This is a genomic window from Agrobacterium sp. LAD9 (assembly GCF_003031125.1).
GTDB lineage: Bacteria > Pseudomonadota > Alphaproteobacteria > Rhizobiales > Rhizobiaceae > Agrobacterium > Agrobacterium radiobacter.
This window is the reverse complement of record NZ_PHGS01000007.1, coordinates 42,216-56,269: the sequence shown is the minus strand read 5'-3', so window position 1 is coordinate 56,269 and position 14,054 is coordinate 42,216. Positions and strand designations below refer to the sequence as shown.

Genomic DNA, 14,054 nt, shown 5'->3' with positions numbered 1-14,054 from the left:
CGACCGGGCGGCGGCAATGCTGTCGCCCGGCATTTCGCCGAGAATCAGCCTCGGCCGTAAAAGCGGGTTATGGCGAGAGCCTGCGCTCGAGCTTCACCTTTTCAAGCTCGACTTTCATGATGTCGGACCATTCCATGCCGCGCCAGACGATCTCAAATCCGCAACGCTCGTAAAGACCGATAGCGGCGCGATTTCTGGCATGGGTGTCGATGGTGGCTAGCGGCAGGCCTTGCGCGCGCATCCTGTCTAGAAAATGAAGGATCAGGGCTTTGCCGATCCCCTTGCCCTGCCAGTTCGGGTCCACCCAGAGATCGGAAATGTGATGCGGCGCCGCATCGCATGCGCCCCAGCCGGCAACAACGCCGTCCACTTCAGCGACGACAACATCACCGGTCGGAGACTTGGCGAAACTCTCGAATTCGCCCCTCACCCGCTCGATGACATCAGGATCGAGATAGCTGTCGTCGAAGGCCTCGCCGGAACGCCAGGCGGCAAAACCGACAAAGCCGACCGCATCGCGATCGGCTTCGTTCATCTGTCTAAGCTTGAGGCCGCTTACCACCACTTGGCGGGGGTGAACTTGCCGGCAGCCTGCTCAATGGCGTGCGCCGTCTTGAACAACGTTTCTTCCTCGAAAGGCTTGCCGATGAGCTGCAGGCCCAGCGGAAGACCCTTGCCGTCAAGGCCGGCCGGAACCGAAAGGCCGGGAAGGCCGGCCATGTTGACGGTGATGGTGAAAACGTCCTGTAGATACATCTTCACCGGATCGGAGGCGAGTTCCTCGTCGCCGACTGCGAAGGCGGAGGACGGGGTGATCGGCGCCAGAATGGCGTCGACGCCTTCGTGGAAGACGTTTTCGAAGTCACGCTTGATCAGCGTGCGAACCTTCTGCGCCTTCAGGTAATAGGCGTCGTAATACCCGGCCGACAGCACATAGGTGCCGACCATGATGCGGCGCTGCACTTCCTTGCCGAAACCGGCGGCACGGCTCTTTTCGTACATGTCGGCAATGTCCTTGCCGTCGACGCGCAGGCCGTAACGAACGCCGTCATAACGGGCAAGGTTGGACGAGGCTTCCGCCGGTGCGACGATGTAATAGGCAGGCAGCGCGTATTTGGTATGCGGCAGCGAGATATCGACAACCTCGGCGCCGGCACCGCGCAGCCATTCCACGCCCTTGGCCCAGAGCTTTTCGATTTCTTCCGGCATGCCGTCAACGCGGTATTCCCGGGGGATACCGATCTTCAGGCCCTTCAGCGACTGGCCGATGGCCTTTTCGTAATCCGGCACCGGCAGGTCAACCGAGGTCGTATCCTTGGCGTCAACGCTTGCCATGGTCTTCAACAGGATAGCGGCGTCGCGCACGTCACGGGCGATCGGGCCGGCCTGATCGAGCGAGGAGGCATAGGCAACGATGCCGAAGCGTGAGCAACGGCCATAGGTGGGCTTGATGCCAACCGTGCCGGTAAAGGCTGCCGGCTGGCGAATGGAGCCGCCCGTGTCGGTTGCGGTGGCGCCGGCGCAGAGATGCGCGGCCACGGCAGCGGCCGAACCGCCGGAGGAGCCGCCGGGCACGAGCTTCTGCTCGGAACCATTGGCGCGCCAGGGATTGATGGCCGGACCGTACCAGGAGCTTTCGTTGGACGAGCCCATGGCGAATTCGTCCATGTTGAGCTTGCCGAGCATGACGGCGCCCTGATCCCAGAGATTTTGGGTAACGGTGGATTCATATTTCGGCTTGAAGCCATCGAGAACATGCGAACATGCCTGCGTGTGGATGTCACGGGTGGCGAAAAGGTCCTTCACACCAAGCGGAACGCCTTCCAGCTCGCCAGCCGAACCGGACGCGATACGGCCATCGGAGGCTTTCGCCATGTCACGCGCCTTTTCAGGCGTGGTTACGACATAGGCGTTCAGCGCGCCATTGGCGGCATCAATGGCGGAGAGATAGGCGTCGGTCAGCTCGAGGGCGGAAAACTCTTTAGCCTTCAGCTTTTCGCGGGCTTCGGCAATGGTCAGGCTCGTCAGGTCGGTCATGGTCGGCAACGGCTTTCGAAATCTTGGAAAAATCGGGCGGCAAACGGCGGTCGGCTTATTCGACCACTTTCGGGACCATGAAGAAGTCCCGGTCGGTCGCAGGCGCATTGGCGACAATGTCTTCCGCCTTGTTGCCGTCGGTCACCACGTCGGCACGCTTTTTCATCTCCACCGGGGTGACTGATGTCATCGGCTCGACGCCGTCGACATTCACTTCCGAAAGCTGCTCCACGAAACCGAGTATGCCGTTCAGCTGGCCGAGCATATTCTGTGCTTCTTCTTCGCTGACTGCGATACGGGCAAGGCGCGCAACGCGCTTTACGGTGGCGAGATCGACGGACATGGTTCTACTCCGGTAGGAATTTTCCTACCCGCTATAATCACCATGTCCGCCATTCGCAACGGTAGAAAGCATGTCGCGTCAAAGTGTGAGGTGCTTTTGCGGTCACGACATGCCTGAGCAAAACGTCAGAAGGACAGCGTATCGCCCGCCTTAGGCGTGTGGACACGGGCTTCCGACCCCTCCATGCCGGTCACGAACTTCTCCGGCGTCTGGTCGATGATCGGGAAGGAGCCATAGTGGCAGGGAATGACATTCTCGAACTTGAAGAAGCGCTGGCAGGCGAGCGCCGCGACGGCTCCGCCCATGGTGAAGCGGTCACCAATCGGCACGAGGCCGATATCCGGCTGGTGCAGTTCATTGATCAGCTTCATGTCGGAAAAGATGTCGGTATCGCCCATGTGATAAACGGCCGGGCCGTCTTCGAAATGCAGCATCAGGCCATTGGCACTGCCGAGCGAATGGGAGACGCCATCCTCGGTGATCTGGGCGGAGGAATGCAGCGCATTGGTGAAGGTGACGGAAAAACCGTCAAAATGCACCGTGCCGCCGGTATTGCCCATATCAACCTTCGCGACACCCTTGGCGGAAAGCCATGCGGCAAGATCGGCATTGGCCAGTACGGTTGCACCTGTCTCGCGCGCAAGCTGAACGGTGTCGCCGACATGGTCGCCATGGCCGTGGGTCAGGAGAATATGAGTGATGCCTTCGGCCGCCGACTTCCCATCCTGTCCGGCAAAACCGGGGTTGCCGGTGAAGAACGGATCGATGAGGATCTTCGCGCTACCGTTTTCGAGGCGGAAGGCGGAATGGCCGAGCCAGGTGATTTTCATGGGAAGTTCTCCTTTGTATTACCGGTATATTATGACATAGGACGGCCTGAACAACCGCACTACCAATATTTAAGAGAGGCGACCATGGCCGCAAATGATGACGAGTACGTGTATGACGAGGCGACCGGTGAATGGCGACCGGCCTCCGAACTGGCTGCAGAAGCGGCGCGTGCGAATGAAGTACGCGATGCGGCGGGCAATGTGCTTGAAGATGGCGATTCCGTCACCCTGATCAAGGATTTGAAGGTCAAGGGCACCAACACGGTCATCAAGCAGGGCACCGTCATCAAGTCGATCCGCCTGACAGACAATCCGGAAGAGATCGATTGCAGGCATGATGCGGTCAAGGGTCTGGTGCTGCGCACTGAATTCGTCCGCAAACGGTAAGGACAGCGCGCGACATGGCAATACTCACCATCGAGGAACTGGCGCAGACGCTTCAGCCCGCGCAGGCAATTGCCGGCCTCGACCTCGGCACAAAGACCATCGGGCTTGCCATGTCAGACCTGTCGCGGCGCTTTGCAACGCCGCGTCCGGTCATCAAACGGGTGAAATTCACGCAGGATGCGGAAGTGCTGCTGGCCTTCGCCGAAAAGGAAAAAGTTTCCGCCTTCATCATCGGCCTGCCCATGAACATGGATGGTTCGGCCGGTCCCCGCGTGCAGGCAACGCGCGCCTTCGTGCGCACCATGGGTGAAAAAACCGCCCTGCCCTTCATCTTCTGGGATGAGCGGCTTTCAACAGTCGCGGCCGAGCGCGCATTGCTGGAAATGGACGTCTCACGCGCCAAGCGGGCCCAACGTATCGATTCGGCCGCCGCGAGCTTCATTCTTCAGGGCGCGCTGGACAGGCTTTCCGCACTCACCCGCGCGGCCGACTGACGGCCCTGCCACCAGGCGGCAATCTGCTTTCTCTTGCGGAATGCGAGAATCGCAAAAACGATCAGACTGTCTAGCGCGATGGCGCGCGCCACCAGCGGCGGCAGGCTTTCCGGTGGCAGGCCGAGAATATTGCCGTATATCTCGAACACCAGATCATGGGTCTGCCGCGTCAGCATGTAGAAGCCGAAGCTCATGTCGTAATAGGAAAGCCAGTACCAGCTGCCCAGCAATGCGACGGGACCGGCCCAGAGTATCAGAAACCACTTCATGCCACCTGCCCCCGCGCCAACACCGCATCGGGAAAGCCAGCAAGCACCGCCCAGCGCGCCACGGCCATCAGGCAGAGGTTCAGCGCCGGCACGTCGATATCCAACGGCAGCATCACAAAAAACGTCATCATGACGCCTAAAGCTGTCCAGCGGCTCACTTGCGGCTCCCTTATGCGCAGTCATTGCGCATGGTTAACATTTCGTTAATCCACACTGGACCGGCAGCCCGGGCGAGGCAAATGAAAGCTGTCATTATGGTTAATGACGGGCGGCCGGCATGTGGAAAAGCATGTGATCCCGTGAACGACCGGATGCGCCGGGCGGTTGCCGACCGGGTGAAAACATGGCTGATTTTTCTTTAACGCGCTGGTCCTGAACGTGACCGCCCTACACCTGCCGAAGCCGGTTCAGCCGTAAACGCCACGCACCAGTCTTTTGACGGCAGTGGAGATCTTGTCCCAGTCCCGGTCCGATTTGAGCGGCACGCCGGCAAACTGGCCGCTGGTGGCAGCGGAGATGACGAGGTGCTGGATGGCGGCGAACAGCACGGCATTGACCGCCGCTGTATCCACGCCCTTCGGCGCCGCCAGCGAACCGCGCATGCGCTCCAGCCACTTGCCCAGCGACTTGGCGCGGGCTTCGGCCAGCTGACGCACCTGCGGTGAACCGTCAGAGACTTCCCAGGCGATGATCTTGCAGACGAGAGGATCGCTGCGCAGCGCATCCATGAAATAAAGCGCCAGCTTTTCCATGAGATCGCCATAGGTCAAAAGAAACATGCCGCCGGTGTCCTCGGGAATGCGATCCTTCACCCAGGAGCCGAGATCCTCGCCGATCGCCTCGATCAGGCCATCGAGGCCGCCGAAATAACGGTAGATCAGCTGCTTGTCGCAGCCGGCGCGGCGTGCGACGGCGTTGATGCCGAAACCCTGAAATCCCTCTTCGGCGAGCAGCGATCGCGCCGCGTTAAAAATCGCCTTCTCGGTCTGAGCGCGATCCTTGATGCGCTTTTCCGGTCTGTCGGCTGAAATCGCCTCTGCGGTCGCCAGCATGATTCCCTACCCGTTTTCTGAAAGGCCTTTCTCAACGGGTTAACAAAGCATGAAGGGAAGAACAATGTGGCGGGGCGGATGGACGGAAGGTTCCTGTGGATGAAGGGTAGCCGACGTGAACAATCCCGAACCCATGCTCCGCGGAATCAGCCGGTTTATTCCAGCGCCATGCCGAACCACACGCTGCCGGGCGTTTCGTGGCTTTCGAGGCGTTTGAAGCCGCGGGTTTCCCAGAAGCGCATGCCCGCATGGTTGCGTTCGCTGGCGCCGAGGTGGATGCCGTAAACATTGTTCTGTCTTGCCATATCGAGCCAGCGCGACAGAAGCCGGGTGCCGCCGCCCTTGCCCTGCGTGCGCGGCAGCAGGTTCATGTGAATATGGGCCGGAAACGGATCAGTGAGCCAGGTGGGCGTGCGGCGCGGATGGTGGATGAACTGGGCCCGGCGCTGATCGGCGTCCCATGTCTGCTGGTCGCCGCCGGGATCGGGGTAAAGGGTGCGCAGATGCGGCCACCATTCCCGCTCCAGCCGCTCTTCGTGCACCGCCGTATCAAGCGCGCCGACAATATAACCGCACACACCCTCCTCATCCTCAGCCACAAAAACGGCATCGGGCCAGAGATGCAGATAGGGCACGGAATAGATATGCCCGACCATGCGGCCATCATTGTAAAGCGGGGTAGCATCCTGCCCGGCATCGCCGGTGGCAAGGCTTATGGCGTAGAGCGCGTCTTCATCCTCAGCGCGGGCGGAACGGAAGGTCAGCATTGGCAGCCGCCTTCCCTTGCCGCGCATCGATGCGCGAAGCTGTCGTGACAGATAAGAACACGCCTTACGCCATTGCTGTTTGTCAAATCCGAGACCCCTCCCGCCAGGACTGCAAAACCTTCATCCGCATGCATCGGTCAAGATGCAGGCGGATAAAGAAGATCGATTATATAATTCGGATCGAAGCGGGAATCGAGCATGCCGTAAGTATGCCGCCAGCCGCCCGCCAGACGGGTTTCGAGGAAGGCATCGGCGATCTTGCCGGCGCCAAGGCGGCAAAGCTCGGCGGCAGCGGCCGCGAGTGCAAACTGCTCCACCAATAGACGGGCCGCCCCCTCGTCACGTTCGGCAAGGGCGATCGCGGCGCGCAGCACGTCGGTGGTCTTCTTGCCGGCAGGTCCGAGATCACGCTCCAGCGTCTGGAAGACGAGATCGAACAGGTCCTTGCCGCGCTGGAGAACCCGCAGCACATCCAGCGCCATGACGTTGCCGGAGCCTTCCCAGATGGCGTTGACGGGCGCTTCGCGATAGTGGCGGGCAATCGGCCGCTCTTCAACGTAACCATTGCCGCCAAGGCACTCCATGGCCTCGTAGATGAGGGCCGGCGCGATCTTGCAGCACCAGTATTTCACGATGGGCGTCATCACCCGCGCATAGGCGGCTTCGGCCGGATTGTTGCGGGCGGCATCAAACGCCGTCGCCAGCCGGAAGGAGAGCGCAGTGGAGGCCGCCACATCCAGCGCCATGTCGGCGAGAACGCGCGTCATGATCGGCTGGGTGACCAGCATCTTGCCAAAAACCGAACGGCCGCGGGCGTAATGCACCGCTTCGGCAAGCGAGGCGCGCATCATGCCTGATGATGCCAACGCGCAGTCCAGCCGCGTCAGCGTCACCATGTCGAGGATCGTGCGGATGCCGCTGCCGGGATCGCCCAGCAGATAACCGAACGCATCGGTGAATTCGACTTCGGCTGATGCATTGGAGCGGTTGCCGAGCTTGTCCTTCAGGCGCTGGAAGTGCAGGCCGTTCTTCGAACCGTCCTCCAGATAACGCGGCACAAGGAAGCAGCCCATGCCGTCGCCCATCTGGGCGAGCATGACGAAACCATCGCTCATCGGCGCGGAAAGGAACCATTTGTGGCCGGACAGACGATAGATGCCCTCACCCACCCGCTCCGCCGTGGTGCGATTGGCGCGCACATCCGTGCCGCCCTGCTTTTCCGTCATGCCCATGCCGATGGTGACGGCGGTTTTCTGCAGGCCTGGTTTCTGCGAGGAATCATATTTGCGCGACAGGATCTTCGGCGCCCATTCCTTCTGCACGCGCGGCGAGGCCATGATGGCGGCAACGGAGGCGCTGGTCATGGTGAGCGGGCAGAGATGGCCGGCCTCCAGCTGCGAGGTCAGGTAGAATTTCGTGGCGCGCGCCTTGTGTTCATTGCCGCGCGTATCGGGAGAGTTCTCCCAGACGCTGGAATGCAGGCCCGATGACATGGAACGGCGCATCAGCGCGTGCCAGGCGGGATGGAACTCGACCTGATCCAGACGTTCGCCGCGCGGGCCGTGGGTGTGCAGCTGCGGCACGCCCTGATTGGCCATGCGCGCCAGCTCCTGCGCCTCATGCGAAGTGACGTAGCGGCCGAGCTGGTCGAACTCGTCCCTCAGATTGCGCGACAGGCCGGACGTGAGATCGACGATCAGCGGATCGGAACGATAGGCGTTGATACCGGACCAGAGGCTTGGCTGGTTCAGTTCGGCGAGCGTTTCTTCTGTCCGGGAATTCTGGGTCATCCGCTGCTTCTAGCTGTTTTGTACTGGCGTTGCATAGTGGGGTGATATTGCATAATTCCACCCGCAGGAAGCGATTGAGACGATTAAACCGCCGCTTTCAGCATTTTTCGGGAGTGCCCCTGATTTAGGTATCCGGCCTAGAGAATGCCAAACACGTTTCCGGCAAGACCGAGCGACAGCACCAGAAGGAAGCCCGAGGCGGTGCCGCGCACGAGCCGCGGCGAAGACTGGCCCGCATGGCGGATGAGAAGCGCCCCTGCAAACAGCCACACAAGCGCCGCGAAAGCCACGAGAGCAGAAAACAGCAGGATATATGGCCATATCTGGGTCAGCGGCGCCTGTGGCAACAAGACAAGGCCGACGATCAGCCCCTTCGGGTTAAGACAGGTGGTGACGAAAACCCGACGAGGAGTGATCGCCTCACCGATTGGCGCCGAAGACGGCAGGGTCCACAGCCGAACGGCCAGAAATGCGACCCAGATGGCGGCACAGAGCTTGATGGCCTGCGCAAGGCCCGTATGCATCTTCAGAAAATCGGAAAACAGCACAGCAAGCGCAAGGATGACCAGCAGATAGCCGGCGATTTCACCGATCATCAAAGGCAGCGACGCTCGGACACCACGGCCGGCACCGGAAAGCGCCAGAAGCGTGTTCGTCGGGCCAGGCGTCAAAAGCAGGGCCAGTACGGCCAGGGCGAAAACAGAATAGGAATGCATTGCGATAATTCCAGTCAACTGCGTCAAAGGCCGGATCTGGCCCGAGAATTCCACCCGAAACTGCCCAATGCCGCAGGGCGGCGCCTTGATATAAAGCAAGCGGCGAAACATTCCCAACCCGGACCAAATGTCGGGTTCCGCACGGTCAATCCGCTCCGCTTGCGGCAGGCATCCGATCCCGTTTGAAGCACCATCTTCAGGGATTCTGCATAGGCCGCCGCCTGATATGGAACTTGCGACGGGCTTTTTCGGTTGGCGACTTGCTGAACGGCTGCACAGGGGGAGGAAACCATGGAGGCCAGCGTGAGAAAGCTCTTCGAGCGGTATGAGCGATTTTTCAACAAGTCTCTCAAAGGCGACATGGATATGGAGGAGGTCGCCTCCCTCTATGCCTCCGACTTCATCGCCGCATCCCCTGCCGGGGTGATGACCGGAAAGAACGACGACCACTTAAAGCAGGTCATGAAGAAGGGTTACGACCGCTATCGAGCGATCGGAACGAAGGAGATGCGGATCCGCAATATCCGTATCTCGCCGATCGATGAACATCATTGCGTCGCCCACGTTGCCTGGACAGCGAACTTTACCCGCAAGCAACAATCGGATGTCGCAATCAACTTCGATGTTCACTATTTCGTCCAGAGGCTGGAAGGAGCGCCGAGAGTTTTCGGCTGGGCGTCAGGCGACGAGCAGGCGCTTTTGAAGGAGCATGGCGTCATCTGATGCATGCTCGGACCATCGTCAGGCCACTTGTCCGCTAGGGTTGGGGAAACATCGCCATGTTTTCATTTCAGGGGTTGCGGGCGCTTGCCCCGCGACCGTGCAATCTCTATAGAGCGCAGGACCGAATTCCGCGGCACTCCTGAGGCGTGTTCACAGCGAATGGGAGCGCACGGATCAGCATTCGGGCGTTCCGGGCATTTTCACGGGAAAATGCGGCGCCCGTCAGGAGGCAAACCGCATGGTCTTCTTCCCCCATCGCCATCTCCTCGGCATCAAGGGGCTTTCCCATCAGGATATCACCCTGCTTCTCGACAAGGCCGATGAGGCGGTGAAAATCAGCCGCCAGCGCGAGAAAAAGACCTCGACGCTCCGGGGCCTCACCCAGATCAATCTGTTCTTCGAAGCCTCGACGCGCACGCAATCCTCCTTCGAGCTTGCCGGAAAACGTCTCGGCGCAGACGTGATGAACATGTCAGTCGGCAATTCCTCGGTGAAGAAGGGCGAGACGCTGATCGACACGGCGATGACGCTGAACGCCATGCGCCCGGATGTGCTGGTCGTGCGCCACTCCTCCGCCGGCGCCGCCGCTCTTCTCGCACAGAAGGTCGCCTGCTCCGTGGTCAATGCCGGCGACGGCCAGCATGAGCACCCGACACAGGCCCTGCTCGATGCGCTGACCATCCGTCGCGCCAAGGGCGAGCTTTCGGGTATCACGGTGGCGATCTGCGGTGACGTGCTGCATTCGCGCGTGGCTCGCTCCAACATCATCCTGCTCAACCAGATGGGCGCGCGCGTGCGCGTCGTCGCCCCTGCCACGCTTCTACCATCAGGCATTCGCGACATGAGCGTGGAAGTCTTCCACGACATGAAGGAAGGGCTGAAGAATGCCGACGTGGTGATGATGCTGCGGCTGCAGCGCGAACGCATGTCCGGTTCCTTCGTGCCTTCGGTGCGCGAGTATTTCCATTACTACGGTCTCGATGCCGAGAAGCTGAAAGCGGCGAAAGAGGATGCGCTGGTCATGCATCCCGGCCCGATGAACCGCGGCGTGGAAATCGCCTCAGAAGTGGCCGACGGTCCGCAGAGCGTCATCGAAAGCCAGGTGGAAATGGGGGTTGCCGTGCGCATGGCCGTCATGGAAACCCTGCTTGTCTCGCAAAATCAGGGTGAGCGCGTATGAGTGCCGTTACCGTTCTCAACAATCTCCGCATCGTCGATCCTTCCCGTAATCTCGACGAGACCGGCAGCATCGTCATCGGTTCCGATGGCGCTATTCTCGCAGCCGGCAAGGATGCGCATAATCAGGGCGCACCTGAGGGTGCGACGGTGCGCGACTGCAAGGGGCTGCTGGCCGTTCCCGGCCTGGTGGACGCCCGCGTCTTCGTTGGAGAACCCGGCGCCGAACACCGCGAAACCATCGAATCCGCCTCGCGTGCGGCAGCGGCCGGCGGCGTCACCAGCATCATCATGATGCCCGACACCGATCCAGTCATCGACGATATCGCGCTGGTCGAATATGTGAAAAAGACGGCGCGCGACAAGGCGCTCGTCAACGTCCATCCCGCAGCAGCCCTGACCAAGGGTCTGAACGGCGAAGAAATGACCGAGATCGGCATGTTGAAGGAAGCCGGTGCAGTTGCCTTCACCAACGGCCGCAGGGCGCTTTCCGATACGCTGGTGCTGCGCCGCGCCATGACCTATGCGCGCGAACTGGGCGCTGTCATCGCGCTTGAAACCCGCGACAAATATATCGGTGGCGGCGATATGAATGAAGGGCTTTTCGCAAGCTGGCTCGGTCTGTCGGGCATTCCGAAGGAAGCCGAGATCATTCCGCTGGAGCGCGACCTGCGCATTGCCGGGCTGACGCAGGCGATCTACCACGCCGCCAAGATTTCCGTTCCGGAATCGGCAGAAGCGATCCGCGTTGCGCGGCAGCGGGGCGTAAAGGCCACCTGCGGCATCTCGATCAATCACCTCACCCTCAATGAGAACGATATCGGCGAGTACCGGACCTTCTTCAAACTCTCGCCACCGCTGCGCGCCGAAGACGACCGCAAAGCCATGGTGGAAGCGCTGAAGGACGGCACGATCGATATCATCGTCTCCTCGCACGACCCGCAAGATGTCGACACCAAGCGCCTGCCGTTTTCGGATGCGGCGAGCGGCGCGATCGGGCTTGAAACCCTGCTGGCGGCGGCGCTGCGCCTGCATCACAGCGGCGAGGTTCCGCTGATACGGTTGATCGATGCGCTCTCCACCCGCCCGGCCAAGATTTTCGGACTGGATGCGGGAACGCTGAAGGCTGGCGCGAAGGCCGATATCACCCTGATCGACCTCGACGAACCGTGGCTTGTGGCCAAGGAACAGCTGGTCTCGAAATCCAAGAACACGCCGTTCGAGGATGCCCGTTTCAGCGGCCGCGCGGTCGCCACTTATGTGGCTGGCAAAGCCGTTCATTCCTTGGCATAAGATCACCAACAGAGATCACGCGGCCGGCGCGACAGAGGGGACGTTTGAATGAGTGCTTTGACTGACTGGCAGACGGCGCCTGCCCTTCTCGCGCTGGCAGCGCTGATTGGCTATCTGTTCGGTTCCATCCCCTTTGGCCTCATTCTCACCCGCATGGCGGGGCTGGGCGACGTGCGCAAGATCGGCTCCGGTAATATCGGCGCGACCAATGTGCTGCGCACCGGCAACAAGAAACTTGCGGCGGCAACCCTGCTGCTTGACGCGCTGAAGGGCACGGCGGCCGTGCTGGTCGCCAATGCGCTCTGGGGTTATGAGGCTTCGCTGGTCGCCGGTTTCTTCGCCTTTCTCGGCCACCTGTTTCCGGTTTGGCTCGGCTTCAAGGGCGGTAAGGGTGTGGCCACCTATATCGGCGTGCTCCTGGGCGTAGCCCCGCTGATGATGCTGGCCTTTGCCCTGATCTGGCTCGCGACCGCCTTCATCACCCGCTATTCCTCGCTGTCGGCGCTGCTTGCCATGCTGGTTATTCCCGTGGCCCTCTGGGTGCTCGGACCTGAAAAGACGGCGCTGCTGGTGACGCTGCTCAGCGTGATTTCCTGGTGGAAGCACCGCGAGAATATTATGCGCCTGCTGGCGGGTACGGAAAGCAGGATCGGGCAAAAGGGCTGAGACCCATTTGAGGATATGCCATGCCGCATGAGGAAACGACACGGCAGGGCATAGAGCTTTCCGCGCGGCAGCGCGTCGCCTGGCTGAGGCTGATCCGCTGCGACAATATCGGCCCCGTTACCTTTCGCGAACTCATCAATCATTTCGGCAGCGCCGAAAAGGCGCTCGACGCCCTGCCCGAGCTTTCACGGCGGGGCGGCTCCTCCCGCAGCCCGCGCATCGCGACACAGGCGGAAGCGGAAGGCGAGATCGAAATCGCTGACAAATTCGGCGCGCGTTTCATCGGCATCGGCGAACCGGATTACCCGCCTGCCCTGCGACATCTGGATGGCGCACCACCGCTGATCGCCATGAAGGGATCGGCGGACGCGGCGACAAGGCCCTGCGTCGGCATCGTCGGCTCGCGCAACGCCTCCATCAACGGTGCTAAATTCGCCGCCATGCTGGCGCGCGATTGCGGGCGGGCCGGTTATGCGATCGCCTCCGGTCTGGCGCGCGGCATCGATGCGGCGGCGCACCGGGCAAGCCTTGCAACCGGCACGGTTGCCATGCTGGCAGGCGGTCTCGACCGTCCTTACCCGCAGGAAAATTTCGGGCTGTTGCAGGAGATATACGATCAGGGCGGCGCGACGATCAGTGAAATGCCCTTCGGCTGGGAACCGCGCGCACGGGATTTTCCCCGTCGCAACCGGCTGATATCAGGCGTCTCGCTCGGCGTCGTCATCGTAGAAGCGGCGGAGCGCTCAGGTTCGCTGATCACGGCGCGTCTCGCCGGCGAAGCGGGACGGCTGGTTTTTGCCGTGCCCGGCTCCCCACTTGATGCACGCTGCGAGGGCACCAACCGGCTGATCAAGGAAGGGGCGATGCTGACCACGGGTGCCAACGATATTCTCGAGGCGCTGCGACCGCTGATGGAGCCGCAACTGCCCTATGACCGCAAGATCGAGGAACCGAGATCCGACACGGAGATGTCACCACCAGGGGACGACGAGCGCAGCATCATCGCCGCCGCTCTCGGTCCCTCGCCCGTGGAAACGGACGATATCATCCGTCACACGGGTTTCTCCGCTGCCACCGTTCATCTGGTGCTGCTGGAGCTTGATATTGCAGGACGTCTAAACCGGCATGCCGGGGGGCGCGTGTCGCTCTTCATCGCGGATTGACAGCTTGCGTCGTCCGCTCTGGATATCACCGACTTCGACATAAGCCATCTCGATCAGATAACACAGCATGTCGGCGCCCTCGCGGCTGGCGACCTGGCGCAGCTCCGCCAGCATCTGGCGAATGTAAGCCAAGTTCTCTCTGGTCCCTTCATTGTCAGCATTATTGTTTGTTGCGTTCGGGACCATATATTTATCCTAAGAATTACGCCTGAAACGAAGAGCATTAAGTAGATTCAAATGATGTTGCCCATCATAACCAATTTACCAAAGATTGCAATACAACAATAGATTATCCATAGGTTGCAATCACCTTGGAGTGATAAAATCGGTCTTGCCTCTTGACCCGCG

The 14,054-nt window shown here is 60.8% G+C and carries 18 protein-coding genes; 7 read left to right on the top strand and 11 right to left on the bottom strand.

Features of this window, described 5'->3' with window-relative positions; all coding sequences use genetic code 11:
- Positions 1-67 precede the first annotated feature (67 nt).
- The 4 genes from DA915_RS06875 to DA915_RS06860 all read right to left on the bottom strand — a co-directional run bounded on the left by DA915_RS06875 (position 68) and on the right by DA915_RS06860 (position 3,210).
- On the bottom strand, positions 68-565 hold the full coding sequence (locus tag DA915_RS06875) for a GNAT family N-acetyltransferase (protein ID WP_371412706.1): 498 nt from the start codon (positions 563-565) through the stop codon (positions 68-70).
- Positions 556-2,037 (bottom strand): Asp-tRNA(Asn)/Glu-tRNA(Gln) amidotransferase subunit GatA, encoded by a 1,482-nt coding sequence (gatA, locus tag DA915_RS06870; RefSeq protein WP_107675480.1) that lies wholly within the window; start codon positions 2,035-2,037, stop codon positions 556-558. The genes DA915_RS06875 and gatA overlap by 10 nt, the downstream gene beginning before the upstream one ends.
- Positions 2,038-2,092: 55 nt before the next feature.
- Positions 2,093-2,380, bottom strand: a complete 288-nt coding sequence (gatC, locus tag DA915_RS06865; protein ID WP_003496362.1) for an Asp-tRNA(Asn)/Glu-tRNA(Gln) amidotransferase subunit GatC — start codon at positions 2,378-2,380, stop codon at positions 2,093-2,095.
- A gap of 125 nt (positions 2,381-2,505) precedes the next feature.
- Positions 2,506-3,210: a metal-dependent hydrolase gene (locus DA915_RS06860; protein WP_003502462.1), complete on the bottom strand. Its 705-nt coding sequence runs from the start codon at positions 3,208-3,210 to the stop codon at positions 2,506-2,508.
- An 84-nt stretch (positions 3,211-3,294) separates the two neighbouring features.
- On the opposite strand from DA915_RS06860, the gene DA915_RS06855 reads away from it, so the two are divergent.
- The gene (locus DA915_RS06855; RefSeq protein WP_003502460.1) at positions 3,295-3,597 is read left to right on the top strand and encodes an alkylphosphonate utilization protein; all 303 of its coding nucleotides are present in this window, start codon (positions 3,295-3,297) and stop codon (positions 3,595-3,597) included.
- A gap of 14 nt (positions 3,598-3,611) precedes the next feature.
- Complete coding sequence (ruvX, locus tag DA915_RS06850) at positions 3,612-4,091, top strand: Holliday junction resolvase RuvX (protein ID WP_107675479.1); 480 nt, start codon at positions 3,612-3,614, stop codon at positions 4,089-4,091.
- Here the strand turns inward: ruvX and DA915_RS06845 are convergent.
- The 6 genes from DA915_RS06845 to DA915_RS06825 form a co-directional block, all read right to left on the bottom strand.
- On the bottom strand, positions 4,043-4,360 hold the full coding sequence (locus tag DA915_RS06845; RefSeq protein ID WP_003502456.1) for a DUF6105 family protein: 318 nt from the start codon (positions 4,358-4,360) through the stop codon (positions 4,043-4,045). The two genes, ruvX and DA915_RS06845, sit on opposite strands and share 49 nt — an antisense overlap.
- Entirely contained in the window at positions 4,357-4,518 is a 162-nt protein-coding gene (locus DA915_RS28835) for a hypothetical protein (protein WP_020812168.1), read from the bottom strand. Before DA915_RS28835 ends, DA915_RS06845 begins: the two co-directional genes overlap by 4 nt.
- A gap of 249 nt (positions 4,519-4,767) precedes the next feature.
- On the bottom strand, positions 4,768-5,412 hold the full coding sequence (locus DA915_RS06840) for a TetR/AcrR family transcriptional regulator (protein WP_003502452.1): 645 nt from the start codon (positions 5,410-5,412) through the stop codon (positions 4,768-4,770).
- 155 nt (positions 5,413-5,567) lie between these two features.
- Complete coding sequence (locus tag DA915_RS06835) at positions 5,568-6,179, bottom strand: GNAT family N-acetyltransferase (protein ID WP_003502450.1); 612 nt, start codon at positions 6,177-6,179, stop codon at positions 5,568-5,570.
- Between the two features lie 137 nt (positions 6,180-6,316).
- A complete protein-coding gene (locus DA915_RS06830; RefSeq protein WP_003502448.1) occupies positions 6,317-7,969 on the bottom strand; it encodes an acyl-CoA dehydrogenase family protein in 1,653 nt (550 codons plus the stop codon).
- Positions 7,970-8,106: 137 nt separating this feature from the next.
- Positions 8,107-8,685 carry a LysE family translocator gene (locus DA915_RS06825; protein ID WP_035212507.1) on the bottom strand — a complete coding sequence of 193 codons (579 nt, stop codon included), beginning with the start codon at positions 8,683-8,685 and terminating at the stop codon, positions 8,107-8,109.
- 291 nt (positions 8,686-8,976) lie between these two features.
- Here DA915_RS06825 and DA915_RS06820 point away from each other — a divergent pair, with 291 nt between their 5' ends.
- The 5 genes from DA915_RS06820 to dprA all read left to right on the top strand — a co-directional run bounded on the left by DA915_RS06820 (position 8,977) and on the right by dprA (position 13,706).
- Positions 8,977-9,408, top strand: coding sequence for a hypothetical protein (locus DA915_RS06820; RefSeq protein WP_107675478.1), 432 nt, complete (start codon positions 8,977-8,979; stop codon positions 9,406-9,408).
- Positions 9,409-9,646: 238 nt separating this feature from the next.
- Positions 9,647-10,588, top strand: coding sequence for an aspartate carbamoyltransferase catalytic subunit (locus tag DA915_RS06815; protein WP_003502441.1), 942 nt, complete (start codon positions 9,647-9,649; stop codon positions 10,586-10,588).
- Positions 10,585-11,877 carry a dihydroorotase gene (locus tag DA915_RS06810; protein ID WP_003502440.1) on the top strand — a complete coding sequence of 431 codons (1,293 nt, stop codon included), beginning with the start codon at positions 10,585-10,587 and terminating at the stop codon, positions 11,875-11,877. The genes DA915_RS06815 and DA915_RS06810 overlap by 4 nt, the downstream gene beginning before the upstream one ends.
- A 48-nt stretch (positions 11,878-11,925) precedes the next feature.
- Positions 11,926-12,543 (top strand): glycerol-3-phosphate 1-O-acyltransferase PlsY, encoded by a 618-nt coding sequence (gene plsY / locus DA915_RS06805; protein ID WP_161974062.1) that lies wholly within the window; start codon positions 11,926-11,928, stop codon positions 12,541-12,543.
- Positions 12,544-12,563: 20 nt separating this feature from the next.
- Positions 12,564-13,706 carry a DNA-processing protein DprA gene (dprA, locus tag DA915_RS06800; RefSeq protein WP_107675477.1) on the top strand — a complete coding sequence of 381 codons (1,143 nt, stop codon included), beginning with the start codon at positions 12,564-12,566 and terminating at the stop codon, positions 13,704-13,706.
- Here the strand turns inward: dprA and DA915_RS06795 are convergent.
- On the bottom strand, positions 13,659-13,892 hold the full coding sequence (locus tag DA915_RS06795) for a hypothetical protein (protein ID WP_020012349.1): 234 nt from the start codon (positions 13,890-13,892) through the stop codon (positions 13,659-13,661). The genes dprA and DA915_RS06795 overlap by 48 nt on opposite strands.
- Positions 13,893-14,054 lie beyond the last annotated feature (162 nt).